Raw genomic sequence first — 26,997 nt, 5'->3', positions numbered from 1 at the left:
GCTGATGGAAGACTCCTAGGGTGCATCTCCTCGCCGTCCTCAGCATGAAGAACCGGGCGCTCATCGCGCTCGTCACCGTGGTCATCGCCGTGTTCGGCGGCGTCGCCCTGACCGGCCTCAAGCAGGAGCTCGCACCATCGATCTCCTTCCCGCAGCTGGCCGTCGTCAGCTCCTACCCGGGCGCGGCCCCGGAGGTGGTGAACGACGACGTCTCGACGCCCATCGAGACCGCGATCCAGGGAGTGCCGGGACTCGAGACCACCAGCGCGACGTCGTCCACGAACTCCTCGCTGATCTCGGCCTCCTTCGCTTACGGCACCGATCTCGCGACGGCTGAGCAGAAGATCCTCCAGGCCGTCAACCGGATCAAGAGCACGCTGCCCGAGGGCGTCGATCCGCAGGTGGTCACCGGCTCGCTCGACGACCTGCCGGTGCTCCAGCTGGCCGTGTCGAGCGACGGCGACGCGAAGGCCCTTGCCGACCGGCTCCGGACCAGCGTCATTCCGGACCTCGAGAAGGTCGACGGCGTTCGCGAGGTCGCCCTCGTCGGCGAGAGCGCCCAGCGCGTCACGATCACCCCCGACGACGCCGCCCTCGCGGGGGCAGGACTCACGGTCAGCGACATCCGCACCGCCCTTCAGCAGAACGGCGTGCTCGTCGCCGGCGGCGAGATCACCCAGGACGGCTCGACCTTCTCGGTGCAGTCGGGCGTGAAGCTCGACTCGACCGACGCGATCGCAGCGCTGCCGCTGCTGCCCGCCCAGGGAAGCGCAGCCTCCGCCGCCGGAGCCCCGCCCACGGCCGTCACCACGCTCGGCTCGGTCGCGAGCGTCGCCGTCACCGATGCTCCGGTCACCTCGATCTCGCGGGTGAACGGTCAGCCTGCCCTCACGCTCTCGATCACCAAGCTCCCGGCCGCGAACACGGTCGACGTCTCGACCGGTGTGACCGCACTGCTGCCCGACCTTGAGGCCTCGATCGGCGACAACGCCACCTTCACCTCGGTCTTCGACCAGGCGCCCTACATCCAGGAGTCGATCGCCTCGCTCGCACAGGAGGGTGCGCTCGGCCTCGTCTTCGCCGTGCTGGTGATCCTGCTGTTCCTGCTCTCGGTGCGTTCGACGCTGGTCACCGCGATCTCGATCCCGACGTCGGTGCTGATCACCTTCATCGGCCTCCAGACCGCGGGCTACACGCTCAACATCCTCACCCTCGGGGCGCTGACCATCGCGATCGGCCGCGTGGTCGACGACTCGATCGTCGTGATCGAGAACATCAAACGGCACCTGGACGCGGGGGAGGACCGGGCCCGGACCATCGCCGTCGCCGTGCGCGAGGTCGCCGGCGCGATCACCGCCTCGACCATCACCACCGTCGCGGTGTTCCTGCCGATCTCCTTCGTCGGTGGCACCACCGGGGAGCTCTTCCGGCCGTTCGCGCTGACCGTGTCGATCGCCCTGCTCGCCTCGCTGGTCGTCGCGCTGACGATCGTGCCCGTGCTCGCCTACTGGTTCCTCCGGCCCTCGAAGCGGCCGGCCGTGCAGAAGGCCGCTCGTGCGGCGCTCGCGGAGGAGCGGGCGGCCGCCGGCGAGAGCCTCGCTCCCGCCGCCGAGAGTCGGCACCACGAGAACGACGCTGCCTCCGCCGAGAGCCCCCAGCACGGTGTACACGCGGCACCGCGCCGAGCGCGCGGCCTCCAGGCGGTCTACGGCCCGATCATCCACTGGACGCTCCGGCACTCGGTGGTCACGGTGCTGCTCGCTCTGCTGGTGCTCGTCGGGACCGGCGCGCTCTACCCGCTCATGAAGACCAACTTCCTCGGGTCGAGCGGCCAGAACACCTTCACCGTCACGCAGACCGTCCCGGTCGGGCAGAGCCTCGACGCGCAGGACGCGACCGCTCAGCAGGCGAGCTCCGCGATCCTCACCGCGGCCGGCGTCGAGACGGTGCAGCTCACCGTCGGCTCCTCGGGCGGGGTGCAGAGCGCGCTCGGCGGCGGTGGCGGCGGAGGCGCGACCGCCATCCAGTACTCCGTCACCACCGACGAGTCGGCCGACCAGGAGACGGTGCAGGCCGAGGTCCGCGATGCGCTCTCGGGCGTCGCCTCGGCCGACGACATCAGCGTCGCCGCCTCGTCCGGATTCGGAGCCTCCTCGAACATCGAGGTCGATCTCTCGACCGCCTCGCAGGCAGACCTCCAGAGCGCGAACGATCAGTTGCTCGCCGCCCTCCGTGGGACCGACGGTATCAGCCAGGCCGAGAGCAACCTCTCCGCCTCCCTTCCCTACATCGCGGTGCGCGTCGACCGTGACGAGGCCGCCCGTGCGGGCCTCAGCGAGGTCGCCGTCGGAACCCTGGTGAGTCAGTCCCTCCAGCCGACGGAGGCGGGCAGCGTGGTGATCGACGACCGTACGCTCTCGATCTACCTCGCCGACGCGCAGCCTCCCGCCACGATCGACGAACTGCGGACCCTCGAGGTGCCGACCCTCACGGGGACCGTGCCCCTCTCGACACTCGCGACGGTCGAGCAGACGAACGGACCTGCCAGCATCACCACCGAGCGCGGACAGCGGACGGCGACGATCACGGTCACCCCCGAGGGCGACGACCTCGCCTCGGCCAACGTCGCGGTGCAGAACGCGATCGACGCGACCGACCTGCCCGCGGGCGTCGAGGCCTCCCTCGGCGGAGTGACGGCAGACCAGGCCGACGCGTTCTCGCAGCTCGGCATCGCGCTGCTCGTCGCCATCCTGATCGTCTACGTCGTGATGGTGGCGACCTTCCGCTCGCTCCTGCAGCCGCTGCTCCTGCTCGTCTCGGTTCCGTTCGCCGCGACCGGAGCGATCCTGCTCCAGGTGGTCACGGGCGTTCCGCTGGGCGTGCCGTCGCTGATCGGGGTGCTGATGCTGATCGGCATCGTGGTCACCAACGCGATCGTGCTGGTCGACCTAGTGAACCAGTACCGCGATCGGGGTATGCCTGTCCGGGAGGCGCTCCTGCACGGAACAGAGCGCAGGCTCCGGCCGATCCTGATGACCGCGCTCGCGACGATCTTCGCGCTGCTGCCGATGGCGCTCGGGATCACGGGGCACGGCGGCTTCATCTCGCAGCCGCTCGCGATCGTCGTCATCGGCGGCTTGGTGTCCTCGACGGTGCTGACGCTGGTGGTCCTCCCCGTCGTCTACAACCTGGTCGAGGGGTATCGTGAGCGCCGGCGTGCCGCCCGCGCCGGGAGGGCATCGTCGTGACGGACATCAGGGACTCGGCCGAGACGGTGGGTTCGCGCTGGCGCAGCGGCCCCGAACGAGCCGCCACGGCGATCGCCGAGGTCGGCTCAGAGCGCTTCGTCGCCCGGGACCACCGGCCGGGCATCCTCCGCCACATCGTCCTGATCCGCTTCCGCCCGACGGCACTCGTCACCGAGGCGGAGGAGGTCACCCGGCGCTTCGTCGCGCTGGCACACGAGTGCGTGCGCGACGGCCTCCCCTACATCGAGTCGATCGAGACCGGCCCGCAGCTGAGCGTCGAGGGGGCGGGCGAGGGCTTCGACCGCGCGTTCCTGCTGACGTTCTCGTCGGAGGGCGATCTCAACTACTACCTCGGGCGGCCGGCCGTCGACGCTCCCGGACTCTTCGATCCTGCGCACGACGCGTTCAAGGAGTTCGTCGGCCCGTTCGTCGACACGGCCGGCATCGTGGCGTTCGACTTCCGCCCCGACGCGCCCTGATGGCCACTCCCGAGTTCATCCTGCGGCTGCGCGAGCGGATCGGGACCGAGATGCTCTGGCTGACCGGAGTGACGGCGGTGATCGTCCGCGAGGAGCCGGAGAGGCAGGTCCTGCTGGTCCGTCGAGCCGACACAGGGGCGTGGACCGCGGTGACCGGCATCATCGACCCGGGCGAGACGGTCGCGGGCACCGCCCGGCGGGAGGCTCTGGAGGAGGCGGGCGTCGAGATCGAGGTCGAACGCCTCGTACTCGTGCACACTCTCCCGCCGATGGAGTACCCGAACGGCGACCGCACGCAGTACCTCGATCACGTGGTGCGCTGCCGCTGGGTCTCGGGCGAGGCACGGGTGGCGGACGACGAGTCGACCGAGGTGGGCTGGTTCGCTCCGGAGACGCTGCCGCCGATTTCTGCCGAGCACCGGGAGCGGATCGAGCGCGCGCTCTCGGACGAGGCCGGCTGCGCGTTCGACTGAGCGCTCGCGACGGGGCGGTCGAGGCAGGCGGGCGCGTGGGGGACGACCCCGGTCGCCGGGCTGCTGCTCCCGTTTCCGTCCTCACGGGGCATCGAGGTGCGCGTGCAGGAAAGTGACCACACGAGTGCGCAGGTCGTCATCGAGGAGGGCGATCGAGTGCAGTGCTCCGGGCTGCACCAGCAGCTCGGCGGTCGCCCCCGACGCCCGGAGCTCGTCGGCGAAGCGTGTCGACTGGCTGAGGGCGACGCGCTCCCGGGCAGAGTGCACGATCAAGAACGGCGGCTCGGAGCCGTCCACCTGAGCGAGCGGAGACGCCTCCCGGGCTGAGGGGCAGGCCGCCAGGTCGGGACAACCGAGATAGGTGCGGACCGCTGCGGAGACTCCCGCGACGGGATCGTCGTCGGCGAGGCCTGCGGCTGTCAGGTCGGAGGGGCCGCTGAGATCCACGACGGCGCTCAGGCGGGATGACGTGGCCTCCGCGGTGCCGAGGAGCGAGACCAGGTTGCCGCCGGCCGAGCCGCCGAACGCCCCGACGCGCTCAGGATCGATGCCGTATCGCTCGGTCTGAGCCGGCTCGAGCAGCCAGTCGAGGGCCCCCGCTACGTCGTCGATCTGCGCGGGGAACACTGCGGCCGGAGCCAGGCGGTAGTCGACCGAGACGGCGACGAAGCCGGCCGAGCCCAGCCACTGGCAGATCGGGCGCCAGTTCTCGTCGGCCCGTCCGCCGCGCGCCCAGCTGCCCCCGTGCACCACGAGCACCGCCGGGCGGGGGCTCGCCGAGGCGGTGGAGGGGGAGCAGATGTCCAGGCGCTGACCGGTCGCCTCGTCGTAGACCAGATCGGCCGCTACGGAGACGGCCGACACGTCGGCGGCGGGGGCGGCTCCGATGATCGCCTGAGCGACCGGCTCCGAGACGGGAGTGCTGCTCGCGCAGCCCGAGAGCAGCAGCATCAGGGCAGCGAGGAGCGCGGCGACGGGTCGCGGGGATCGGCTGAGCTCGCGCATGGGTGGGCTCAGCGTAAGGGGCATCCGTGCCGTCGCGGCATCGCGCCCCGCGATCAGGGGGTGTGCGGAGTGCGCTGCGCCCTCACCAGCACCACGCCGGTGAGGATCAGCGCGCCGCCGGCGAACTGGATCGGCGCCGGCAGCTCGTCGAGCAGGAGCCAGGCGGCGGCGATCGAGAACAGTACCTCGGTGAGCCCGACGAACGAGGCGATCCTGGTGCCCAGCCGTCTGCCGCCCTCGATTCCGAGCAGGTACGCCATCACCGTCGACATGCCGAGGATCACGGCCGCCGGGACGAGCCAGGGCACGTCGTCGCCGAGGAACACCACGTCGCCGAAAGTCGCCCGCAGGGGTGTGATCCCCGTCGCGCCGAGGACGAGCAGGATCACGACGCCGACGACCATCGCACCGGCTGTCAGCGCGATCGGCGGCAACTCCGGATCCACGCGGCCTGCGATGACGTAGTAGACGCAGAGCCCGAGCGAGGCGGTGAGTGCCCAGGCGATCCCGACCAGCTCGGGTGTCGACTCTCCTGAGAGATCGAGCACGAGCACCAGTCCGCCGAGCGCGAGCGCCGAGCCCGCGAGTGTGAACCGGCCGGGGTGCCTCCGGGTACGGGCCCACGAGAACAGGACCAGGAAGACCGGCGCGAGGTACTCGATCAGCAGCGCGACCCCGACCGAGAGGTGCTCGATCGCACTGTAGAAGCAGAGCTGCGCGGCGATCACCGCGAAGACTCCGTAGAGACCGACCGTGCCGACATTGCGCCGCAGCACGTGCCAGCGTCCGCGGAGGGAGAGCGCCGCCGGGATCGCGAGGATCAGCGCCGCGCCGCCCGCTCGCCAGAGCACTGCGGCTGCCGGCGTCCAGCCGGCCTCGAGCAGCGGCTTGACGAAGGGCCCGCCGAGGCCGAAGGCGGCCGCGGCCCCCAGCGCGATCATCAGTCCAGCCCCCATCCGGCGCGGGGATCCGGGCGTGATGGCGGCGGGGAGCGTGACGGCGGCGGTGCTCTCAACGGTCATGGCGGCCCCTTCAGGAGTCAAAGCGATTACACTCGTGACAACGAGCTGATCGCACACTACTGAGCCGCACTGTCAGGAGTCAACATGGTGTTCGCCTATGACGTCGAGGCGTCGCTGACCTCGACCGCCCTCCTCGTCAACACGCTGCCCGAGCTCTCGTCCTCCGGTGAGGACGAGATGGCGACCCTCGAGCACCTGGACGAGTTCCTCCTGGACAACCGTTACACCGGCAGCCGCGAGGGGTCCCTCGCGGAACTGGAGACGATGCGCGCGATCCGCTCCTCCCTCCGCTCGCTCTGGCTCACCCGAGCGGAGGAGGACCTCGTGTCCGTCGTCAACGGGATGCTCGAATCGGGCCGTGCGCTGCCCCAGCTCGTGCGACACGGGCCGTACGGCTGGCACCTGCACGCCACGCGCGACGAGAGCCCCCTCGCGACACGCATCCTGGTGGAGGCGGCCATGGCGTTCGTCGACGTGATCCGCGGGGACGAGCGCGAGCGGATCCGCATCTGCGCGGCGGAGGACTGCGAGGCGGTGCTCGTCGACTTCTCGCGCAACCGCTCGAAGCGCTACTGCGACACGGGTAACTGTGGCAACCGGGCCAATGTGGCGGCCTACCGGGCGCGGCGCGCCTCGCTGTAGCGGCGGCGGGAGGGCCGCCGCCCTAGCCACGGTGGATGGCCGCGTGTAGAATCGTTCGGTCGGCTCTCGACACCGCACGCTCTCGTGTGGATGGGTTTGTTAGTCAAGTGGGCCGAGTCTCCGACACTCGTCGTGAGACGAATCACATGTGTGAATCGGCCCCGGTCAATGACTCGCCCGGGTTCTCTCCCCCGCTGCCTCCGCAGCGGTACAGCGCACGGGCGCCCCGCACGACAGGGCTGCTCCGGCGCCGCCTCCTCGCGCACGACCTGAACCCAGGAAGAACTGCCATGCCCAAGAACAAGAAGCCTGCCGGCGGACGCCCGGCCAAGAACTTCGAGCCCAACCGCTTCGGCGCCTCGAGCGGCAAGTCGCAGCTCGGCGGGCGCCCGCGCTTCCCCGCAGCGAAGCCCGGCTCACGCAGCGAGGGCCACCGCGGCTTCCGCCCCATCGACGAGGACGCGCCCAAGAAGGCACGCTGGAACGCCGACGAGCGCGCGGCGCGCGCCACGGAGCGCACGGAGCGCCCGGCCCGCGGCTACGACCGTGACGAGCGACCCTCGCGCGGCTACGACCGCGACGCCCGCCCGGCGCGCTCCTCCGGACGTGACGACCGGCCCGGCCGCTCGTACGACCGCGATGCTCGTCCGGCTCGGTCCAACGACCGTGACGAGCGTCCGGCTCGCTCGTACGACCGGAACGACCGTCCGGCTCGCTCGTACGATCGGAACGACCGTCCGGCTCGCTCGTACGATCGCGATGCTCGTCCGGCTCGCTCGTACGAGCGTCCGGCTCGCTCCTCCGCACGTGAGGACCGGCCCGCCCGCTCCAACGACCGTGACGAGCGTTCGGCTCGTGGCTACGACCGCAGCGAGCGACCCACGCGGTCCTACGGCCGCAGTGAGCGTCCGGCTCGCTCCTTCGACCGGAACGACCGTCCGGCGCGATCGAACGACCGCGACGCGCGTCCCACCCGTGGCGACGACCGCAGCGAGCGACCCGCGCGCTCCTACGACCGCGACGCGCGCCCCTCGCGCGGTCACGACCGCGGCGACCGCCCGACCCGCTCCTTCGACCGCGACTCCCGGCCCTCGCGCCGCGACTCCGGGTCCGACTTCTACCCCAGCCGCGACGCTCGCGCGTCGCACCAGGCCGACGACATCGTGTTGGAGCGTCTCGAAGCGACCGCGACACTCGCGATCGACGTCGAGGGCGTCACGTTCGGCGACCTCGGGCTCGGCGCGAACATCGTCCGCCAGCTGACCGAGCTGGGAGCGGCGGCGCCGTTCCCGATCCAGGCCGCGACCATCCCCGAGGTGCTCGCTGGCAAGGACGTCCTCGGTCGTGGCAGGACCGGGTCGGGCAAGACCATCGCGTTCGGCGCGCCCGTCGTCGAGCGCCTGATGGAGAACAACGGAGCGAAGGGCCGCAAGCCCGGCCGCGCTCCGCGAGCGCTCATCCTCGCGCCGACCCGCGAACTCGCCATGCAGATCGACCGCACGATCCAGCCGATCGCCCGTTCGGTGGGCCTGTTCACGACGACCATCTACGGAGGCGTCCCCCAGTACAAGCAGGTCGGTGCGCTCCAGCGCGGCGTCGACATCGTCATCGCCACTCCGGGTCGTCTCGAGGACCTCGTCGAGCAGCGCCGCCTCGACCTGTCGAACATCACCATCACAGTGCTCGACGAGGCCGACCACATGTGCGACCTCGGCTTCCTCGAGCCCGTCCAACGGATCCTCCGTCAGACGGCCGACGGCGGCCAGCGCCTGCTCTTCTCCGCAACCCTCGACAAGGGCGTCGCGACGCTCGTCGACGAGTTCCTGGTCGAGCCGAGCGTGCACGAGGTCGCTGGAGAGGACCAGGCGTCCTCGACGATCGACCACCGCGTGCTCCTCATCGAACATCGCGACAAGGCCGAGATCATCGAGCAGCTCGCCGCTCGCCACGGCAAGACGCTGATCTTCGCCCGTACCCGCGCATTCGCCGAGCAGCTCGCGGAGCAGCTCGACCATGCAGACATCCCGGCGACGAGCCTGCACGGTGACCTCAACCAATCGCGCCGCACGCGCAACCTCGCACTGCTCACCAGCGGTCGCGTGGACGTTCTGGTCGCTACCGACGTGGCGGCACGCGGCATCCACGTCGACGACATCGACCTGGTGATCCAGGCCGACGCCCCTGACGAGTACAAGACGTACCTGCACCGCTCCGGCCGCACGGGACGCGCGGGCAAGAAAGGTACGGTCGTGACGCTCATCACGCGCAACCGCCGCCGCCGCATGGAGGAGCTGCTCGACCGTGCCGAGATCCACGCCGACATGATCGAGGCCCGTCCGGGCGACCGGGTGCTGGCCGAGATCAGCGCCGCCGCCGAATAACGGCTGACGCGAGAGGCGCGGGCTCCCAGACCGGATCCGCGCCTCTCGTTGTTCGTGCTCCGCGTCGGGAACGCCGAAGGGCGGACACCTCGCGGTGCCCGCCCTTCGGCGTGACCAGCAGCCGGAGCTGCGTACGGTCTTAGCTGGCCGGGGGGGTCAGCACGGTGTCGATGAGGTAGACGGTCGCGTTGGCGGTCTGAACGCCACCGCAGATGACGGACGCGTCGTTGACTTTGAGGTCGTCGCCCGAGCCGGTGACCGTGAGGTTGCCGCCCTGGACGGTGGCGTGATCGCCAGCGATCTCGTCAGGAGCGAGCTGGCCGGCCACGACGTGGTAAGTCAGGATCGACGACAGCGTGGCCGCTCCCTCGGGGGTCTTCAGGGTCTCGACGGTCGCGGGGTCCAGCTTGGCGAACGCGTCGTCCACCGGAGCGAAGACGGTGAACTCTCCGCTGTTCAGCGTGTCGACGAGGTTGACGTCGGGGTTCAGACCACCGGAGACCGCAGCGGTCAGGGTCTTCAGAAGCGGGTTGTTCGACGCAGCGGTGGCGACCGGGTCGAGGGACATGCCTTCGACCGAACCGGCTCCGTCCGGGACCTGCTCGGCGTAGGCGGCGCAGCCGGGGCCGACGAGGTTCGCGGCCGGGTCCATGGTCGCCATCGGAGTCGAAGACGAGGTCGCCATCGGAGTGGACATCTCGGACGCGGGGTCGCTCGACTCGGTGGTCGAGCCGCTTCCGCTGGAACAGGCAGTGAGGCCGAGGGCGGCGGTGCCCAGCAGGGCGAATGCGGCGAGGGCGGAGCGCTTGGTGGATCGCATGGGATTTCTCCTTCGTGAGACGGCCCCCACGATGACGCGGAGGACCTGTTCTGTGTGGACCGTTTCGCGGCCGTTGATAGGTCTTCGGAGCCCTTCGAGAGGGGGTTTGGAATTCTTTCGGCAATCGAGGTAACGGCTTCGTAACGGCACCGGGATCTGGTTCTCCGGGGCCCGGCCGGCGCCCCGGCTCCGTCGATTACCCTGGGGGAAGCCGCGCCCGAGCGGGCATGAAGAGACAAGGAGCGAGCGAGTGCAGACGCGAGGCGCACGAGCGGTACGCGGAAGCGTCACGGCACTGGCCGCGACGGCGACTGCCGCCGCATCGCACACCCTCGCCGGAGCCGCCGCTCCCGCACCACCGGTCCTCGCCTTGGCTGCAGCCTTCGCCGCCGTCGTCTGCGTCATGCTCTCGGGGCGAGGCCTGTCACAGGCTCGCCTAACCTCCGCCGTCCTGCTCAGCCAGATCGGCTACCACGCGCTCTTCCTCATCACGGGCACCGGAGGAGAGGTGAGCGTCGTCGGCACGACCGGCGAGCACACGCACTTCCACGACGGGACGAGGGTCGAGCTGGTAGCCGGATCGGCCGGGCACGCGGATCATGCTCCGCTGATGCTCGTCGCGCACGGCGTCGCGGCGGTGCTCACGATCGCGGCCCTGCTGTACGGCGAACGGCTCTTCTGGACGCTGGGCACACAGCTCGAGCGCGTCGTCGTGCGGGTCGTCACCCGATCCTCCGCTCTGCCGTCGCCCAGACGTCCGGGCGTCGCCCTCGTCGGAGTCCTCGGGCCCCTCGAACCTCGAGCGCTCGACACGGCGCTGTCAGTCCTCCGACACCGCGGCCCACCAAAGAGTGCACTCCGCGCTGTCTGAGCCCGCTCCCCGTCGGAGGCGGTGGATGGCGCACGTGCGCACCGCGATCCCGCGCTGCGTCCTGACCTCCGGCGACATGCCGGCCCTTCTCCTAGGACTCGACCCTCATGACCTCCTCCACCCCTTCCTCGTTCTCCCGTCTCCGTCTCGTCGGCAGCGGCGCACTCGTCTCCGCCGGCTCGATCGCGTTGGCACTCTCCGCCCCGGCGGCCGCGAGCGCGCACGTGACCGCAGCGGCGAGCAGCACTGCCGCCGGCTCCTACACGGTCGTGACCTTCTCGCTCGCCCACGGCTGCGACGGTTCGCCCACGACGGGACTCACCATCACGATGCCCGAGGGCATCAACTCCGTCAGCCCGACCGTCAACCCGAACTGGGACGTCGTCAAGAACGAGGTCGCCATCGCCGACCCGGCGGCCGACTCCGACGGCAACACGGCGACCCAGCGCGTCTCCGACGTCGTCTACACGGCAAAGACGCCGCTCGCGGACGGCTACCGCGACACTGTCTCGCTCCAGCTCCAGCTGCCGGAGGACGCCGCCGGATCCACGCTCGAGTTCCCCGTCCTGCAGACCTGCGAGACCGGCTCGACCTCATGGGACCAGCCGACGGTCGAGGGCCAGGACGAACCCGAGCTTCCTGCTCCGACGGTCGCTGTCACGGCTGCTGAGGCTGGGTCCGGTCACCACGGTGGCGACGACGACGGAGATGGTGACGACGCGGTGACCACCACGGCCTCCGCCGCAACGACGACGTCGGGCGGTGACGATGTGATCGCCCGCATCCTCGGAGTCGGCGGTCTCGTCGTCGGAGCCGTCGGTGTGGCCGTCGGGCTCGCCTCGCGCCGTCGCGGAGCGAAGGCGTCCGCGTGAGCCGACCCAGGCTTGTGGTCGCTGCCGCCGCGATCGGGCTACTCGGCTCGATCGCGGCGGCCGGGCCCGCCAGCGCGCACAACTACCTCGTGTCGACGACACCCGCCGCGGACTCGACGGTCACGGAGCAGCCCGGATCGCTCGTTCTGACGACGAACGACGACCTGCTGGTACTCGGCAACGACGGCGCTGCCGCCGCTCTGCGCGTGGTCGGCCCCGACGGGCTGTACTACGGTGACGGCTGCGTCAGCGTGGTCGGACCCGAAGCGACCATGCCGCTCGAGCTCGGCCCGGCCGGCGCGTACGAAGTGACCTGGCAGGTCGTGTCGACCGACGGACACCCGGTCTCCGGTCAGTACGCGTTCGACTGGGCGCCGGCCGAGGGCGTCACGCTCGCTGAGGGCGCGTCCTCCGCCCCCGACTGCAACGGGACCCTTGCTGTGCCGGATGATCCGGCAGAGACGGCCGACGAAGCGCGAGCCGGATCGGGACCGGATCCGGCGCTGCTCGGCGACGCGCTCTGGATCGGTGGAGCGCTGGTCGCCGTCATAGCCGCAATCGGGGTGACGTTCCTCGTGATGCGCGGGCGGCCCACCAGCTGACCCGCTGACCGACCTCAGCCCAGAAGCCTCGCCAGCGGCCCGTCGTCGAGACCAGCGAGGATGCCTGCCGCATCCTCGTAGACGGCGATCGCGCCGGCCTCCCGGAGATCGTGCTCCCCGGTTCCGCCGGAGAGCACTCCGACGGTCGCCAGGCCGGCGCGATCGGCAGCCAGGACGTCCCAGGTAGCATCGCCGACCATGATCGCGCGGTCGGTAGAGACTCCGGCGCGGTCGAGGGCGATGGAGATAACGTCGGGCGCGGGCTTCGCCGTCGAGACATCTGCACCGCTAGTGACCGCATGCACGGACCCGCCGAGATCGAGTACGTCGAGGAGGATGTCGAGTTCGTTCTGTGGTGCCGACGTCGCCAGAACCACGTGGACGCCGCGGCCCACGAGCGTCGCGACCAGCTCCCGAGTGCCGGGGAGTGCCACGACCCGAGCTGTCGTCTCGGCGTAGTTCTTAGTGTGTAGTGCCTTGACCTGCGACCGCACGTCGTCCGACACGTCCTCTTGCAGGAGCATGCCGAGCAGCTCGGACGAGTCCGCCCCGATCGCGCGTTGGATACGCCACGCCGGAACCGCGAGGTCTAACTGCCAGAACGCTCGTGACCACGCCTCGACGTGGAGGAAATTCGTGTCGGCGAGAGTCCCGTCGATGTCGAAGAGGACCGCGGTCGTCCCGCTCGTCGCATCGCTCCCGCTCCTAGCTGCCGTCATACCGCTACTCCCTGCATGTCGTGGGCTCGTCCTCGCCGAGCCGCGACGTCCACGCTACGCGCGCGCGTCGAAACGGTCGGGGCCCTTGACCCTAGGACGCAGTCCCCTCGCGACAGCGCGACTCTTTCGAGCGCACCGACGCTCACGGCGCGCCCGTGTAATCAGGAGCATCTTGCTTCAGCCAGTGTCCACCCGTTCTCCGGCCCCGCCGGTTTCCGGTGCTGCCGGCGTCGTGGTGTGTCGTCGTCCGGTCGGACTCGTCCAGTGCAGTGTTCCGTCGGCCTCCTGCTGGCTCGTCCACGCGCTCGTGTGGCGGAGCCGGTGGTGGTGGCGGCACAGGTGAGCGAGGTTGTCCGACGAGGTCGTTCCGCCATGCCGCCAGTCGGTGGTGTGGTCGAGGTCGGCGCGCCGAGCGCTGCGAGTGCATCCCGGGAAGCGGCAGGTCGTGTCGCGATGCCGCAGGTGTCGCCTGAGGTCTGAGGGGACCCGGTAGGAGTCGCGGCCGACCGAGAGGACTGCGCCTGTCTCCGGGTGCGTGAGCAGGCGGATGAACGAGGGAGCGTTCGCGGCGAGTCGTCTCGCGGTCTGCGGGTCGAGCGGACCGTACCCGTCGAGTACTGCCGGTTGCTCGGAGCGGCCGAGGAGGCTCATCGCGGGGACCGTCACCGCGATCTCCGGTCGGATCCCTGCCGGCATGCGCGTGGATCCCGCTTCGTCCGGAGTCTCGCCGTCGAGCAGGAGGGCCGCAGCGACGTCGGCGCGAAGCTGCCCCAGGTTCCGGCTCTCGTCGGGGAGGTCGGCGAGCGAGCGAGCCGCTCGGTCGAGTCGGTCGAACGCGCCGAGGACATCGGGAGCCGGGGCGTACAGGTGCAGGATGGCCATCCCGTCGTCGAGTCCTTCGACCCAGGCACTCCGGCGGCGAGCGCAGTCGCGATGCCGTTGCGTCGACGTCTGCGGATGGAGGTGCTCCCGCAGGGACCGCAGACTCCGCCGCAGCTGTGGTGGGGTGCACGTCTCGGCGATCGCTGCGGCGCCGTCGTCGAACCGCGCGCGCACCTCCGCTGGCACGTCGATGGCGGCCCGGACGGTGACCGTCGCGTGCTCGGGGGAGAGGCGCCCGTCCTCCAGCGCTCGTAGCGTCGCGGGCAGCTCGTTCACCAGCATCCGCGCCTCGTCGATCAGCGTCGACGCGTGTGCGTCCGACACTCGGAGGCCTGTCGCGAGCTCAGCGATCAGCGCTCGTCGGGCCGCCTCCGCTCCTCCCGCGCCCACGTGCTCGCCCACGAGAGCTTTCTCGGCCGTCGTCGCCGCCCTTCGCGTCTCCTCGATCGCTCGGTAGCGCAGTGCCTCCGCCCGCGACCTCTCCGAGTGCCGACCGTACGCCTGCTCGAGCGTGCGTCTGAGCACGTCGTGCTGTCGCTCGGTTCCGGGCGCGTGGGCATCCATGCCCACAGGGAATCACCTGTCGGCCGGTCCAGCGCGTCGACTTCCTCCGATCATCGGACAACCGCGCCAACTGTTCCCTGTGGAGGAACCCGCACCCGCTTAGGCGTACGCGCGGGCGGTCTCTCGGATCGCCTCGGCGTGCTCGTAGATCTCGTCGAGCGACGAGATCGGATGGCGCGTCTCGTTCTTCTCTGCGTCGAACGTCCCGAGGTACTTCTGCTTACGGTTGAAGTGCAGGCGAGCGACGGGTTTGCGGTTGTTGTCGTCGAGGATGACGGCGAAGTACGACTTGGCGTCCCGTTGCGCGATGCGGTGCACCTTCACCTCGCTGCAGGCGATCGCTCTGATGATCTGGTACCCCTCGAGCTCCTCGAGGGTCGTCTCGATCTCGCTCTGCTCCTCCAGCTCCTCTTCCACGACCGCCTGGCTGGTGAGGCTCTGCTCGGCCGCGATCGCCTCCGTCCGAGGGAAGTTGGGTGCCCCGAGCGCGGTCTTCAGCCGCTCGTTCACTTGTTCGTTGAGGAACTGCTTCGAAGCCTTGGACACCAACGCGGAGAACTGCTCGCGGACTTTCTGCGTGTAGGCGCCGTCGTATACGCGCAGGGTGAAGAACTTTATCCATTCGTCGCTCGGCGAAGCGAACTGGGCGCCCAGTTCGCGCTTCAGCTGACCGATGTACTTCAGTTCGCCCGCTGCGTTGATGATCGAGTCGAGGTCGAAGACCTCTTTCGTCAGCTTCGTCAGCTCGGGGATGAGGGTCTCGTCGATGTCCGTCAGGTCGAGGACGAGGAACGGCTTGGCGTCCATCCGGTTGGGAGCGTCGAGGTCCGTGTAGAAGTGGTACTCCTCACCGTTCGTCAGGATCGCGATCCGGGCGTTGGTCACCGCGAAGTACCGGAAGAGCTGTGAGGCGTGCTCGATCCTGAGCGGTTCGGAGGACTTCTTGCACTCGATGAGCATCTGCACGTCGCCGTTGTGGACGATCGCGTAGTCGATCTTCTCGCCTTTCTTGACGCCGACATCGGCGATGAACTCGGGGACGACCTCGAGCGGATTGAAGACGTCGTAGCCGAGGATCGTCGAGATGAAGGGCATGACGAAGGCGTTCTTCGTTGCCTCCTCGGTCTGGATGATCTCGCGCTGCTGGCGGACTTTGGTCGCGAGAGCGATCAGGCGTTCGGTGAATTCCATGGTTGTCGTCCCCCCGGGGAAGCTGCGGTGCGGTGAAGTACCGCGAATCCTCTCCGATCGACGAGAACGGCGCGACCCCCCACAAGGGCCGCTCCCGGCTCACATCCGTCGCGGCACCGTGAACACCGTCTCGACGCCCGGCGAGTACAGCACTGAATCGGGCGCCCGCGACGCCAGACCCGGGAATCCGGCCGCGTCGAGCAGGCCGTCGTCGAGGGCCAGGAGCTCCGCCTGCTGGAGAGGCCAGGGCCGGTGCAGGTTGCGCCCGTACCAGGTCGATCCCAGGTGCCGCTCGTGGTAGGCCCAGCGTGACGTGAGGAAGGAGGCGAGCGGATCCTCGGCCGTGGACGTCCCCGGCGTCGGGCGCACGACGATCCGTGAGCGAGCCGCCGAATCGGCGTGGCGGATCGTCTCGTAGATCACCGCGCCGTGGCGGTGCTCGATACTCATCCTCGCCCAGCGGTAGGGCAGTCCGAACACCGCCTGCGCCGTGAGTACGGGGAGGAGGTGCGAGGCCTCCAACGAGACGAAGACGACTCCGCGTCGCCCCTGTTCGTCGACGGAGTACAGCCTCACGTTCACCTCGGGGAAGGTGCCCAGCCACGGCACCCGCGGCCCGCCGAGGAACGCCGTGCGCGAGAGCCGGAATGGGATGAGACCGATCCACGACGAGCCGTCGTGCTCGTCGGGCCGGACGCCGCTCGGCAGGTGCGGCGCGACGAGGGAGGGGGCGACGCGCCAGTGCAGGAAGGCCGCCTCGGTCCAGCGCTGCCGGAGGATGCGCGGTCCGCCGAGTGGTGGGGCGGAGCGGGTCGGGGGTTCGAGGGGGCTCACTCTGCCCATGGTGCTCCTGTGCGCTGCGAGCCCGCCGCTACGGTGTGCCGCCTCGCCCGCGGGCGTGTCGGGGCGGTCCGGAGGGACGGCGGCCCTGCACGCCGAGCAGTCGGACTCCAGGCTAAGGCTCCTCCACAGGCATCCGTTCGCGCTGACTCCTCCGTGAGCGGTCCTCCCGGGGATCCCGCGGGAGGCCCGGGATATGCTGGGCGGACGTTCATCCCAGTCGGCGCCGAGCGCCAGGAACGGTGAGGATCCCGATGACCGAGGCCCTGCAGCCGCCCGTCCAGAACGCTCTCTCGCTGACGCCTCCCGAGCCGGTGGCGGCCGTGCCGACGACCTCTGCGCCGTCGATCGCACCGAAGGTCCCGGAACAGGCGCTGCCCGGTCTCGAGGCGAAGGTGGACGGCTTCCTCGACACGCTCCTGGCCGCGGAGGCGCGGAGCCCGGAGTTCGCGACTCGGGCGAACGACATCCGCACGATGGGCGACGCCGACATCCGCTCTGCGGCCGACTCCTCGAACCGCCTGCTCAGCACGCCGGTGCGGGCTCTCAAGGAGGGCGGCCTCTCCGAGGGCTCCACGATCGGCAAGACCCTGCTCGAGCTGCGCCGCACCGTGGAGGATCTCGATCCGTCCGAGGACAACGTGCAGAAGAAGATCCTCGGCTTCATCCCGTTCGGCAACAGGATCACCGACTACTTCCGCCGGTACGAGAGCGCGCAGACGCACCTCAACGCCATCATCCAGGCGCTCTACGACGGGCAGGACGAGCTGCGCAAGGACAACGCGGCGCTGAATCTCGAGAAGCAGAACCTCTGGGAGACGATGACGCGTCTCAACGAGTACATCTACGTCGCCGAGCGACTGGACGTGAAGCTCTCGGCGAGGATCGCCGAGTTCGACACGACGGACCCCGAGCGGGCGAAGGCCCTGCGCGAGGACGTCCTCTTCTATGCGCGTCAGAAGCACCAGGACCTGCTGACGCAGCTCGCAGTCTCGATCCAGGGCTACCTCGCGATCGATGTCGTGATCAAGAACAATGTGGAGCTGATCAAGGGCGTCGACCGCGCGACCACCACCACCGTCTCCGCGTTGCGCACGGCGGTCATCGTCGCGCAGGCGCTGGCCAACCAGCGCCTCGTGCTCGATCAGATCACGGCGCTCAACACGACGACGTCGAACATGATCGAGGCGACCTCGCGCATGCTCGCCGACCAGTCGGCCTCGATCCAGTCGCAGGCCGCCTCCGCCACGGTCGGGCTGCCACAGCTGCAGGCCGCATTCGCGAATATCTACCAGACAATGGACTCGATCTCGGACTTCAAGATCAAGGCGCTCGACAGCATGGCGCAGACCGTGGGGGTGCTCCAGACCGAGACCGCCAAGGCCGGCGAGTACGTCGAGCGGGCCCGCCGCAGCAACTCCGACATCGACGCGACGTCCTCGCTCGATCTCGGCCGCTAACCGATGGGCTGGTTGTCCCGCCTGTTCGGCGGCGCTCCGGAGCAGCCGGAGGAGACCGTGCCCGCCCTGCCGCGCGCGCCGAGCAGCGACGACATCCTCGCCGCCCTCGACCAGGTCCGCAGCCGGACCGACGGGCGGGTTCCCGGGATCGTGGCCGCCCGCATCCAGCGGGTGGACGAGACCGTGCGCGAGATGGTGCCGCGCCTCGATCGACTGGGCGGGATGAGTCGGCAGGGCCATACCGTCGTCGCTACGGCGACCAGCTACCTTCCGGAGGCGGTCGAGGGGTACCTTCGGCTGCCCCGCGACTTCGCCGACCGACGTGCCGTCTACAGGGGGAAGACGTCGCTGATGATCCTCTGCGACCAGCTCGACCTCCTCGGAGGCACCCTCGACCGCATCTCGGATGCGGTCTCTCGCCAGGACGCGTCGGCGCTGATCGCGCACGGGCAGTTCCTCGCCGAGAAGTTCACGGAGTCCGCGCTCTCACCGAGCGGGCTCGATGCGCCACCTCAGCCCGGTGCCTCCGGATCGGGACCCGGCTCGCTCACCCCGCCGAGCGCCTCGTGAGCACGCTCGTTCCGGCACTCGACGCGCTCGTGCTCACCGGCACGGCGGCCGGCCTCGACGCCGCAGCGGTTCGCGACGAGGGCGGGCGGCTGGCCGCAGCCGTTGCCGAGTCGATCCGAGCAGCGGGGCCCGACTGGCTCGCCGCCACCGGTGCGAGCGGCGGCCTCGAGGCCTTCTTCAGCGCCGCGGCGAGCGGCCGTCGCTGGCGGTCGGGACCGACGGATCAGCTCGCCGCGCTGGCCGCATCCGGCTCGCCGCACGCTTCCGCCTACGCCCGCGCTCTCACCGATGTCGTCTCCGCCGCGAGCGCCCTGGGCGATCCGGGCATCGGAGCCGTCGCCGCTGCCTCCGCGACGGCCGCGGCGCAGCTCGCCGCGGTCGGAGCAGCTGCTTCCCGGAGCACGTCGGCCCCCGGCGGCACGACGCCGAACAGCACGACCCGGGTGAGCGCTCCCGATGCGGGCACGACGTCGAGCGCGGACCTCCCCGCCGGTGTCCCCGGCGTCGACGAGATCCTCGCGCGCCTGCGCCGCGCCGAGCACGACGGTCCGCAGGACGAGACAGCACCCGCACCGGCTGCTCCGCAGCCGTCGGAGCCGGAGGAGCCGGAACCCCTCGAGCCCGCCGAGGCGATCGAGGATCTGCTCGCCGAGCTCGACGCGCTCATCGGCCTCGAGCGGGTGAAGAGCGAGATCAAGCGTCAGACCCAGCTGCTCCGCATCGATACCCTCCGCCAGGCTGCCGGTCTCAGCACGCCGACCCTCACCCGCCACCTCGTCTTCACGGGCAATCCGGGCACCGGCAAGACGACGGTTGCACGCCTGGTTTCGCGCATCTACCGTTCGCTCGGCATCCTCTCGAAGGGGGTGCTCGTCGAGGTCGACCGCTCCGAGCTCGTCGCCGGCTACCTCGGGCAGACGGCGACGAAGACCGCCGAGGTCATCGCGTCGGCGCGCGGGGGCGTCCTCTTCATCGACGAGGCCTACGCGCTCGCTCTCGATCAGTACGGCGCGGAGGCGGTGACCACGCTCGTCAAGGACATGGAGGACCACCGCGGCGACCTCGTCGTGATCGTGGCCGGCTACTCGGGCCCGATGCAGGGCTTCCTGGACACCAACCCCGGCCTCGCCAGCCGCTTCTCGACCACGATCGACTTCGCCGACTACAGCGACGACGAGCTCTCGGCGATCTTCGCGCGACTCGCGTCCTCGGCCGATTTCGAGCCCACGGAGGCGGCGCTCGCGGCCTTCGCGGAGCTCGCCGCCGCGCAGCAGCGCACTGAGGCGTTCGGAAATGGACGCTGGGTGCGCAACATGCTCGACACGGCGATCGCGCGTCACGCGTGGCGTCTGCGCGACGTCGAGGAGCCGACGCTCGACGAGTTGCGCGTCCTGCTGCCCGAGGACATCCACGAGGTCGGGGGTGAGGACTCCGCCGCGACCAGCGCACCTCTTGCTCCGGAGGCCGCGGACCCCGCAGCGCAGACGGAGGAGACCCGGTGAACGCCGCATCCGCCGCGCCGCCCGTGCCGCGGGCACCTGCCGCGCCGCCGGCTCGGTCGGACACGGCTGCCGCCCGGAAGCCGTCCCTGCTGGCCAGGGCGACCGCGACGACACCAGGTGCGCTGCGCCTCCTGCTCGCGGTGACGGCCCTCGTCGCGGTGCTCTTCGGCGTCTTCGCGCAGCAGGCCGGAGCGATGCAGGCGCGTGCGGCGAGCGAGGCGCGCGAGCAGTCGGCCCAGCTGATCGGCGTGCAGACGGTGCGCAACCTCCTCGTCGACGCGAACGCGATCGCGGCGAACACCTTCCTGGTGGGCGGACTCGAACCGACCGATCAGCGCCTCGCCTACGTCTCGAACCTCACCGAGGCGTCCGCCGGGATCACCAGGCTCGCGGCGAGTGACTCGGCCGACACCGGAGCGCTCGCCGACATCGCGAGCAGGGTCACCACGTACAGCGGCCTGATCGAGCAGGCCCGCGCCAACAACCGGCAGGGCTTCCCGGTCGCCTCCGCGTACCTCGATCAGGCGTCCGCCGAGCTCTCGGGCAGCGATGGGATCCTCAGCGATCTCAATCGCCTCGTGGGGGCCGGAGCCGACCGGGTGGCGGCCGCCTACGACACCGTCCGCTGGAGCGTCCTGCTGATGATCGGCTCGCTGGCGATGCTGGTCCTGCTGCTCGCGGCGCAGGTCTGGCTCGCGCGTCGCACGCACCGCTACCTCAATCGACCGCTCGCCACGGCCACGGCCCTGCTCCTGGTGCTCGGCGTCGGCGGTGCTGTCGCCTACGGATCGACGGCGGCCGACGCGAGCAGGGCACGCAGCGACTCCTACCGGGGAGCGCTGGCTGTGTCGCAGGCGCTGACCGCCGCGAGCGACGCGAAGTCGCTCGAGAGCTTCACGCTGATCGCACGCGGCTCGGGAGCCGCCCTCAAGGAGGAGTACCGCGTGGCGTCGGACTCCGCTCGGGTCACACTGCAGAACGGTGTCGAGGACGGGATCGTCGATGGGCGTCTCGTCGACGCGCTGAGTGCCTGGCAGGCGTTCCATGATCGGATCCGGGACGCGGACGAGGCGGGCAGATGGGACGAGGCGGTCGACATCGCGACGGCGACGGGCAGCGGCACAGCCAACGACCTGTTCCTCGCCTTCTCTGTCGAGGCCCGCACCGCCGTGCAGGAGAAGTCCGACGCGGCGGCCGCGACCCTCGCCTCGGGGGCCGGAGTGTCGTCCCTCGTGTCCTGGTTGCTGCTGGCCGCCGGCCTGGCCGGCGCCGTGCTCTCTTGGCGCGGCGTCTCGCAGCGACTGGAGGAGTACCGATGAACCGGCTGCGCACCGCCGCCCTCGCCCTCGTCACCGCTGCGGTGCTCGCCGTGACGGGCTGCACCTCCGGTGCCGACGACCTCGGAGCGCCGCTGCCCGCCGCGACTGCGACGGCGAGCACGGCGCCCGGCTCGAGTGCGACGCCTCCGTCGAGCGACTGCTCGCCCTCGGCCGTGACCTCCTACGCGCCGACCGGAGTGACCGACAGCCCCCGCCTGACCGCGGTCCGTGACCGCGGCAGCCTCCGGGTCGGCGTCTCGGCCGACACCCTGCTGATGAGCGCCCGGAATCCGATCACCGGCTCGATCGAGGGGTTCGACGTCGACATCGCCCGCGAGATCGCCCGCGCGATCCTCGGCAGTCCCGACGCCGTCACCTACGTCGTCATCACCTCGGCGCAGCGCCTGCCGTCGCTCGCCGGCGGCGACGGCGCCCCCCAGGTCGACATGGTCGCCCGCACGCTCACGATGACGTGCGACCGCTGGAGCTCGATCGCGTTCTCGTCCGAGTACTACGACGCGGGCCTCAAGGTGCTGGTCTCGGACGACCCCGAGGGCCCGCGCGTCGCGAGCATCGACGATCTCGACGGCAAGAGGGTCTGTGCGCCGAGCGGCACCACCACCTTCAGCCGCCTGCAGAACGACTACCCCGAGGTGACGGCGGTCGAGGCCGACACCCACTCGCAGTGCCTGGCGCAATTCCAGGAGGGGAAGGTCGACGCGATCGCGGGCGACGACACGATCCTCGCCGGCTTCGTGGCTCAGGACCCGTACGCGACTGTCATCGGCGACGCGCTGAGTTCGGAGCCCTACGGCCTGGGCCTGCCCGCCGACGACCCGGACTTCGTCCGCTTCGTCAACGGCGCGCTCGAGACGATCCGCAGCGACGGCCGCTGGCAGAGCATCTACGACCGCTGGCTCGGAGTATTGGGCGAGGCATCACCGCCTGCTGCGGAGTACGGCCGATGAGCACGGGTCTCGCGGAGGGGACGCCCGTCGCTCCCGGGCGGCTGGGCGAGGCCGCGCCGCAGCGCGAACTCTTCGAGTACCTCGCCGCGCTGACCCGCTGGCTCGACCGAACGACCCGCGAGCTCTCGCGTCTGGACGCCGCGGCGCTCGCGTCGCCGCAGGCCGAGAACTACACGGCCGACGTGGTGCTCGCGCAGTCGCTCCGCGAGTCCGTGACACGGCGCCTGGCCGAGCTCGAGGCCGCCTGGGACTCGGGCCGGGTCGATGTCGTCGCGCGGGAGCGGATGTCGCAGTTGATCTGGGGGCGTCTCGACGCCTCCGGGAACGGCGCCGTCTCGCTCGTCGAAGCCGTGCGACTGTGCGACGCGGTCGTCGGCCAACTCCGCTCCCGCCTCGCGCTCGATCCCAGCGGCACCGACGTGGCTGGTCGGATCGTCGGGGTCCGGGCCGAGATCGAGCGCTGCCGTGATCTGACCCGTGAAGGCGGAGGAGGCGTCGATCGTGTCCGGGCCGAGCGGGTCGACGTGCTGCGCTCCCGACTCGACGCCCTCGCTGAGAAGGCGGGGCGGGGAGCGGACGTGTCCGGCCCGCTCGGCCAACTCGAGGGCGATTCCGCCCGGCTGGAGCGCGACCTGATCATCGCCGCCTCCGAACGCCGTGGACTCGAGCGCGACCGTCGGCGCGCGCGCGAGCTGACCGAGGCCGCTGAGCGTCGAGAGGCACCGCTGCGTGAGCTGGTCGCCCGCTGCCGTCGCGAGATCGCGGATCCGCCGCGCCTGGCCGTCCCGGACGTCTCGCGGCTCGGCGAGCCTCCGCGCGATCGGGAGGCGCTCGACGCACATCTCACGCGTCTCACCGCGGTGGGGCGCGCGTTCGACGCGGTCGAGGCCGCCTACACGTCGCCACTGCGGGAGCGCGCGGCGCTCGGCTTCCGTCTACGCGCGCTGCGGGAACGCGCCCGGGCCAACGGCCGTGCGGCCACCGCCGTGGGCACCGCGGCCGACGAGGAGGTGCGCGCCGCGCTCGACGCGGTGCCCTGCTCCGTGCCGCTCGCCCGCCACCTCGTCGAGCAGTACGACGTCGTCACCCGCGAGCTGCCGCGGCACGATCCGCCGCACCACCGGAAGGCCACGCCATGAACGGCGCCCCCTGCACCGCGACTCCGGGCTGCACCGGGACGATCGAGGACGGCTACTGCAACGTCTGCGGTCTGCCGCCGGAGGAGGGCGCCGTCGGGTCGACGCCCACCGCGCGACGAGCCGCGCCGGCCACCGCGCCCGCCACCGCCTCCGCCGCCTTCGGGACCGGGTTCGTCGCGGGCGCCCCCGGCCCCGCCGTCGTCGAGGAGGCTGCGACCGCGCGGAGCGGTCGCACCTCGTCCGCGCGGCTCGCCACCGCCGCCCTCGGCTCGGCTCGCACCGCGCAGACCGGCTCGAAGGTGACTCGTCGCGTCGGCACCACGTCGACCCGGCTCCGCGGCCCGCGCCTGGGCGCCGGGCTGACGACGGTTCCCTCCCGACCGGCCGCCGACCCCCTGGCCGCGCTGATGACCGAGGCGGTGCTGCCCGAGCGCAAGCGCTTCTGCTCGCACTGCGGGACGGCTGTCGGCCGCGGCCGCGACGGCCGCCCCGGCCGCACAGAGGGCTTCTGCCCCAGCTGCCGCACGCCGTTCTCGTTCACTCCCCAGCTCTCCCGCGGCGACGTCGTCGGCGGGCAGTACGAGGTCGTCGGCTGCCTGGCCTACGGCGGGCTCGGCTGGATCTACCTGGCGCGCGACCGCAACGTCTCGGGCCGCTGGGTCGTGCTGAAGGGCCTGCTCAACTCGGGCGACCCGGACGCCTCGGCGGCGGCGATCACCGAGCGCCAGTTCCTCGCCGAGGTCGAGCATCCGCTGATCGTCGAGATCTACAACTTCGTCCTGCACGACGGAGCGGGCTACATCGTGATGGAGTACGTCGGAGGTCCGAGCCTCAAGCAGATCCTCACGGAGCGGCTCGAGGCGAACGGTGGCGCTGCCGACCCGCTGCCGGTCGACCAGGCCCTCGCCTTCGTGCTCGAGGTGATGCCGGCCTTCGCCTACCTGCACGACCACGACCTGCTCTACTGCGACTTCAAGCCGGACAACATGATCCAGGTGGGCGATCAGGTCACGCTCATCGACCTCGGCGGAGTCCGCCGGATCGACGACGACGATTCCGCGATCTACGGCACGATCGGCTACCAGGCGCCCGAGGTCCCGGACGTCGGCCCGTCGGTCGCGTCGGACGTCTACACGATCGGACGCACGCTCGCCTCTCTCGTCCTCGATTTCCGCGGCAATCAGACCACGTACGTCGCCTCGCTCCCTCCCGTGTCCGAGACGCCGCTGTTCCAGCGCTACGACTCGTTCTACCGCCTGGTCGCGAAGGCCTGCGCGCCCGATCCGCAGGACCGCTTCGCGACCGTCGACGAGATGCGCGGCCAGCTCCTGGGCGTTCTGCGCGAGGTCGTCGCGACCGATCGCGGCCCCGGCCACCCCGCCCTGCACTCGACGGAGTCCGCGCTGTTCGAAGCGCCCGTCGCCGACGTCGTCGACCGTGTTCCGCCGTGGGATGCACTGCCGTCGCTGCGAGGGGACGAGTCCGACCCGGCGCGGGCCTGGCTCGCCGGCGTCAACGTCTCCGATCCGATCGTGCGGCTGCGGGCGCTCGCGCTCGCTCCCACCGTCACCGTCGAGGTGCGGCTCGCGCGTGCCAGGGCCGCCATCGAGGCCCAGCGCTGGGAGGAGGCGGCGCGCGCGACGGGCGAGATCCTCACCGAGGACCCGTGGGAGTGGCGGGCCGTCTGGATGAGCGGCCTCGCGCAGCTGTCGCGCGGCGATGTCGTCGGTGCGCGCGCCTCCTTCAACACCGTGTACGGCCAGGTCCCCGGTGAGCTCGCCCCCAAGCTGGCGCTCGCCGCCGCGTGCGAGGCGAGCGGCGAGCCGGAGGTGGCGGAGTCCCTCTACGTGATCTGCGCCCGCGCCGACGCGAATTACACGGCCCCGGCCGCCTTCGGCCTCGCCAGGGTCCGCCAGTTGCGCGACGACCTCGACGGGGCGTTGGACGCGCTCGACATCGTCACTCCGACCCGCTCCTCCTACGTCGACGCCCGGCGCCGACGGGCCGAGCTGCTCGCGGAGTCGGGGCGAGGTCTGCCCTCGCTCGCCGCCGCGCTCGCGAGCGTCGACTCGGTCGCCGTCGATCAGCGCACGCGGCTCGAGCTGACCACCCGGGTCCTCGCCTCCGCGCTCGAGCTCGTGCGTCGCGACGGCCCCGCAGAAGGGGCCACCGTGGGTGGTGTGGAGGCGAACGAGGCCGCGATCCGCGACGGTCTCGAAGCCTCCTACCGCGCGCTGGCCGCGTCGACCCGCGAGCGCGCCGAGCGCCTGCGCCTCGTCGACCGGGCCAATGAGGTGCGACGCTGGACCCTGACGTGAGCGCCGGGCTGGCGACGCCGTGCCCGACCTGCGGCGAACCGGTGACCACCGGCGACGCCTTCTGCGAGGCCTGTGGCACAGCCCTGATCGTGACCGCCGCCTCCTCCGCTCCGCCCGTCGCCGTCGCCGGCAGCGTCTCGTGCGTCTACTGCCGGGGAGTGGTCGCGGACGACGGCTACTGCGAGCAGTGCGGCCGTCCGGCTCCGAGCGAGCGCGAGCACTGGGCCGAGGCGCCGCACCGGCTCGTCGGCGGTGTCTGCGACCGCGGACTCCGGCACGCGGCCAACGAGGACGCGATGGCGACCGGAGCCGCCGCCTCCGACGAGGGGGCGCTGCGGCTCGCGTTGCTCGTGGTCTGCGACGGCGTCTCATCGACTCCCGACTCGGACAAGGCCTCGCTCGCCGCTGCCCGGGCCGCACTGAGCGCTCTCGAGGCCGACGTCGGCGGGGAGCCGCGCGGGGCGGACCACTGGGGAGCGCTGCTGCAGATGGCCACGGCGCGCGCCTCCGGGGCGATCGACGCCGCCGTGCCCGAGAAGCGGGCGAACCCGCCGTCGTGCACGTTCACCGCCGCTGTGCTCGACGGCGCACTGCTGGTCACCGGCAACGTGGGCGACAGCCGCAGCTATTGGATCCCGGACACCGGGGTCCCTCGGCTGCTCACGGTCGACGACTCGTGGGCCCAGGAGCAGATCGCGGCGGGGGTGCCCAGGCAGCAGGCCGAGACGGCGCCCGACGCGCACGCCATCACCCGCTGGCTGGGAGCCGACGCTCACGACGAGGAGCCCCGGGTCTCCGCCGAGCTGCTCGACGAGCCGGGCTGGGTGCTCGCCTGCTCGGACGGCCTCTGGAACTACGCCTCGGCGGCCGAGGATCTCGCACGGGTCCTGCACGAGGCGCAGGCGCGGGTCGGCTCCGATCCGGTCGTGCTGGCGGAGGCACTGGTCGCGTGGGCGAACGAGCGCGGCGGCCACGACAACATCACGGCGGCGCTCGCTCGCTTCGAGCCGTCGCCGACGGCACGCTGACGACCGCCTCCGCGCTCCGATCGCCGCTGCGGGGCAGTTCGGCCGAACCGCTCGCGTGCGCGACTCCGGCAGGGCAGCATGG

Annotated in this window: 23 protein-coding genes; 16 read left to right on the top strand and 7 right to left on the bottom strand. The window is 71.0% G+C overall.

The genetic code is table 11. The features are described 5' to 3' along the window. Positions 1-20 precede the first annotated feature (20 nt). The 3 genes from GSU10_RS12695 to GSU10_RS12685 are packed head-to-tail and all read left to right on the top strand — an operon-like array spanning position 21 to position 4,200. A complete protein-coding gene (locus GSU10_RS12695; protein ID WP_068211181.1) occupies positions 21-3,248 on the top strand; it encodes an efflux RND transporter permease subunit in 3,228 nt (1,075 codons plus the stop codon). Next, positions 3,245-3,727, top strand: coding sequence for a Dabb family protein (locus GSU10_RS12690; RefSeq protein WP_158286133.1), 483 nt, complete (start codon positions 3,245-3,247; stop codon positions 3,725-3,727). The genes GSU10_RS12695 and GSU10_RS12690 overlap by 4 nt, the downstream gene beginning before the upstream one ends. After that, positions 3,727-4,200, top strand: coding sequence for an NUDIX hydrolase (locus GSU10_RS12685; protein WP_068211187.1), 474 nt, complete (start codon positions 3,727-3,729; stop codon positions 4,198-4,200). Before GSU10_RS12690 ends, GSU10_RS12685 begins: the two co-directional genes overlap by 1 nt. Before the next feature lie 81 nt (positions 4,201-4,281). Here the strand turns inward: GSU10_RS12685 and GSU10_RS12680 are convergent, their stop codons facing one another. Together GSU10_RS12680 and GSU10_RS12675 are read right to left on the bottom strand one after the other, a co-directional pair. After that, entirely contained in the window at positions 4,282-5,205 is a 924-nt protein-coding gene (locus tag GSU10_RS12680) for an alpha/beta hydrolase (RefSeq protein ID WP_068211191.1), read from the bottom strand. Positions 5,206-5,258: 53 nt separating this feature from the next. Then, positions 5,259-6,227 (bottom strand): EamA family transporter, encoded by a 969-nt coding sequence (locus GSU10_RS12675; RefSeq protein WP_068211194.1) that lies wholly within the window; start codon positions 6,225-6,227, stop codon positions 5,259-5,261. Between the two features lie 84 nt (positions 6,228-6,311). Between GSU10_RS12675 and GSU10_RS12670 the strand changes: the two genes are divergently transcribed. Next, positions 6,312-6,869, top strand: coding sequence for a CGNR zinc finger domain-containing protein (locus GSU10_RS12670; protein ID WP_068211196.1), 558 nt, complete (start codon positions 6,312-6,314; stop codon positions 6,867-6,869). Between the two features lie 290 nt (positions 6,870-7,159). Further along, positions 7,160-9,250 carry a DEAD/DEAH box helicase gene (locus tag GSU10_RS12665; protein WP_132505552.1) on the top strand — a complete coding sequence of 697 codons (2,091 nt, stop codon included), beginning with the start codon at positions 7,160-7,162 and terminating at the stop codon, positions 9,248-9,250. A 139-nt stretch (positions 9,251-9,389) separates the two neighbouring features. Here GSU10_RS12665 and GSU10_RS12660 read toward each other — a convergent pair whose 3' ends face one another. Continuing rightward, positions 9,390-10,070: a fasciclin domain-containing protein gene (locus GSU10_RS12660; RefSeq protein WP_068211205.1), complete on the bottom strand. Its 681-nt coding sequence runs from the start codon at positions 10,068-10,070 to the stop codon at positions 9,390-9,392. A gap of 250 nt (positions 10,071-10,320) precedes the next feature. On the opposite strand from GSU10_RS12660, the gene GSU10_RS12655 reads away from it, so the two are divergent. From GSU10_RS12655 to GSU10_RS12645, 3 genes are all read left to right on the top strand, one after another. Continuing rightward, positions 10,321-10,941 (top strand): hypothetical protein, encoded by a 621-nt coding sequence (locus GSU10_RS12655; protein ID WP_068211208.1) that lies wholly within the window; start codon positions 10,321-10,323, stop codon positions 10,939-10,941. A 107-nt stretch (positions 10,942-11,048) separates the two neighbouring features. Further along, complete coding sequence (locus GSU10_RS12650) at positions 11,049-11,813, top strand: YcnI family copper-binding membrane protein (protein WP_068211212.1); 765 nt, start codon at positions 11,049-11,051, stop codon at positions 11,811-11,813. Further along, positions 11,810-12,415, top strand: coding sequence for a copper resistance CopC family protein (locus GSU10_RS12645; protein ID WP_082845143.1), 606 nt, complete (start codon positions 11,810-11,812; stop codon positions 12,413-12,415). Before GSU10_RS12650 ends, GSU10_RS12645 begins: the two co-directional genes overlap by 4 nt. 14 nt (positions 12,416-12,429) lie before the next feature. Here GSU10_RS12645 and GSU10_RS12640 read toward each other — a convergent pair whose 3' ends face one another. The 4 genes from GSU10_RS12640 to GSU10_RS12625 all read right to left on the bottom strand — a co-directional run bounded on the left by GSU10_RS12640 (position 12,430) and on the right by GSU10_RS12625 (position 16,614). Beyond that, positions 12,430-13,134, bottom strand: a complete 705-nt coding sequence (locus GSU10_RS12640) for an HAD family hydrolase (RefSeq protein WP_068211218.1) — start codon at positions 13,132-13,134, stop codon at positions 12,430-12,432. A 177-nt stretch (positions 13,135-13,311) separates the two neighbouring features. Beyond that, the gene (locus GSU10_RS12635; protein WP_068211221.1) at positions 13,312-14,580 is read right to left on the bottom strand and encodes an HNH endonuclease signature motif containing protein; all 1,269 of its coding nucleotides are present in this window, start codon (positions 14,578-14,580) and stop codon (positions 13,312-13,314) included. Between the two features lie 99 nt (positions 14,581-14,679). Beyond that, entirely contained in the window at positions 14,680-15,771 is a 1,092-nt protein-coding gene (locus tag GSU10_RS12630) for a type I restriction endonuclease (RefSeq protein WP_068211224.1), read from the bottom strand. 99 nt (positions 15,772-15,870) lie between these two features. Further along, positions 15,871-16,614, bottom strand: a complete 744-nt coding sequence (locus tag GSU10_RS12625; RefSeq protein ID WP_068211227.1) for a YqjF family protein — start codon at positions 16,612-16,614, stop codon at positions 15,871-15,873. 251 nt (positions 16,615-16,865) lie between these two features. Between GSU10_RS12625 and GSU10_RS12620 the strand changes: the two genes are divergently transcribed. The 8 genes from GSU10_RS12620 to GSU10_RS12585 are packed head-to-tail and all read left to right on the top strand — an operon-like array spanning position 16,866 to position 26,915. Next, positions 16,866-18,071 carry a toxic anion resistance protein gene (locus tag GSU10_RS12620; protein ID WP_068211230.1) on the top strand — a complete coding sequence of 402 codons (1,206 nt, stop codon included), beginning with the start codon at positions 16,866-16,868 and terminating at the stop codon, positions 18,069-18,071. A 3-nt stretch (positions 18,072-18,074) separates the two neighbouring features. Continuing rightward, complete coding sequence (locus tag GSU10_RS12615; RefSeq protein ID WP_068211233.1) at positions 18,075-18,641, top strand: hypothetical protein; 567 nt, start codon at positions 18,075-18,077, stop codon at positions 18,639-18,641. Continuing rightward, positions 18,638-20,143 (top strand): AAA family ATPase, encoded by a 1,506-nt coding sequence (locus GSU10_RS12610; RefSeq protein WP_132505550.1) that lies wholly within the window; start codon positions 18,638-18,640, stop codon positions 20,141-20,143. Before GSU10_RS12615 ends, GSU10_RS12610 begins: the two co-directional genes overlap by 4 nt. Continuing rightward, complete coding sequence (locus GSU10_RS12605; RefSeq protein ID WP_132505547.1) at positions 20,140-21,462, top strand: hypothetical protein; 1,323 nt, start codon at positions 20,140-20,142, stop codon at positions 21,460-21,462. The genes GSU10_RS12610 and GSU10_RS12605 overlap by 4 nt, the downstream gene beginning before the upstream one ends. Next, positions 21,459-22,430, top strand: a complete 972-nt coding sequence (locus tag GSU10_RS12600) for a glutamate ABC transporter substrate-binding protein (RefSeq protein WP_132505544.1) — start codon at positions 21,459-21,461, stop codon at positions 22,428-22,430. Before GSU10_RS12605 ends, GSU10_RS12600 begins: the two co-directional genes overlap by 4 nt. Beyond that, a complete protein-coding gene (locus GSU10_RS12595) occupies positions 22,427-23,569 on the top strand; it encodes a coiled-coil domain-containing protein (RefSeq protein ID WP_132505541.1) in 1,143 nt (380 codons plus the stop codon). The genes GSU10_RS12600 and GSU10_RS12595 overlap by 4 nt, the downstream gene beginning before the upstream one ends. Then, positions 23,566-25,887 carry a serine/threonine-protein kinase gene (locus GSU10_RS12590; protein ID WP_132505538.1) on the top strand — a complete coding sequence of 774 codons (2,322 nt, stop codon included), beginning with the start codon at positions 23,566-23,568 and terminating at the stop codon, positions 25,885-25,887. Before GSU10_RS12595 ends, GSU10_RS12590 begins: the two co-directional genes overlap by 4 nt. After that, positions 25,884-26,915, top strand: a complete 1,032-nt coding sequence (locus GSU10_RS12585) for a PP2C family protein-serine/threonine phosphatase (protein ID WP_199220887.1) — start codon at positions 25,884-25,886, stop codon at positions 26,913-26,915. Before GSU10_RS12590 ends, GSU10_RS12585 begins: the two co-directional genes overlap by 4 nt. Positions 26,916-26,997: the final 82 nt, after the last annotated feature.

This window comes from Rathayibacter tanaceti, from assembly GCF_009834165.1.
Lineage (GTDB): Bacteria > Actinomycetota > Actinomycetes > Actinomycetales > Microbacteriaceae > Rathayibacter > Rathayibacter tanaceti.
Note: the sequence above shows the minus strand (reverse complement) of the source record. Positions and strands in the feature narration are given on the sequence as shown.

What these genes read in the sequence shown, in the direction of transcription:
- GSU10_RS12630 (WP_068211224.1), bottom strand. Translation starts at nt 15,771, where the DNA reads ATGGAATTCACCGAACGCCTGATCGCTCTCGCGACCAAAGTCCGCCAG.
- GSU10_RS12600 (WP_132505544.1), top strand. Translation starts at nt 21,459, where the DNA reads ATGAACCGGCTGCGCACCGCCGCCCTCGCCCTCGTCACCGCTGCGGTG.
- GSU10_RS12670 (WP_068211196.1), top strand. Translation starts at nt 6,312, where the DNA reads ATGGTGTTCGCCTATGACGTCGAGGCGTCGCTGACCTCGACCGCCCTC.
- GSU10_RS12640 (WP_068211218.1), bottom strand. Translation starts at nt 13,134, where the DNA reads ATGACGGCAGCTAGGAGCGGGAGCGATGCGACGAGCGGGACGACCGCG.
- GSU10_RS12615 (WP_068211233.1), top strand. Translation starts at nt 18,075, where the DNA reads ATGGGCTGGTTGTCCCGCCTGTTCGGCGGCGCTCCGGAGCAGCCGGAG.
- GSU10_RS12595 (WP_132505541.1), top strand. Translation starts at nt 22,427, where the DNA reads ATGAGCACGGGTCTCGCGGAGGGGACGCCCGTCGCTCCCGGGCGGCTG.
- GSU10_RS12685 (WP_068211187.1), top strand. Translation starts at nt 3,727, where the DNA reads ATGGCCACTCCCGAGTTCATCCTGCGGCTGCGCGAGCGGATCGGGACC.
- GSU10_RS12665 (WP_132505552.1), top strand. Translation starts at nt 7,160, where the DNA reads ATGCCCAAGAACAAGAAGCCTGCCGGCGGACGCCCGGCCAAGAACTTC.
- GSU10_RS12650 (WP_068211212.1), top strand. Translation starts at nt 11,049, where the DNA reads ATGACCTCCTCCACCCCTTCCTCGTTCTCCCGTCTCCGTCTCGTCGGC.
- GSU10_RS12660 (WP_068211205.1), bottom strand. Translation starts at nt 10,070, where the DNA reads ATGCGATCCACCAAGCGCTCCGCCCTCGCCGCATTCGCCCTGCTGGGC.
- GSU10_RS12590 (WP_132505538.1), top strand. Translation starts at nt 23,566, where the DNA reads ATGAACGGCGCCCCCTGCACCGCGACTCCGGGCTGCACCGGGACGATC.
- GSU10_RS12680 (WP_068211191.1), bottom strand. Translation starts at nt 5,205, where the DNA reads ATGCGCGAGCTCAGCCGATCCCCGCGACCCGTCGCCGCGCTCCTCGCT.
- GSU10_RS12620 (WP_068211230.1), top strand. Translation starts at nt 16,866, where the DNA reads ATGACCGAGGCCCTGCAGCCGCCCGTCCAGAACGCTCTCTCGCTGACG.
- GSU10_RS12625 (WP_068211227.1), bottom strand. Translation starts at nt 16,614, where the DNA reads ATGGGCAGAGTGAGCCCCCTCGAACCCCCGACCCGCTCCGCCCCACCA.
- GSU10_RS12635 (WP_068211221.1), bottom strand. Translation starts at nt 14,580, where the DNA reads ATGGATGCCCACGCGCCCGGAACCGAGCGACAGCACGACGTGCTCAGA.
- GSU10_RS12675 (WP_068211194.1), bottom strand. Translation starts at nt 6,227, where the DNA reads ATGACCGTTGAGAGCACCGCCGCCGTCACGCTCCCCGCCGCCATCACG.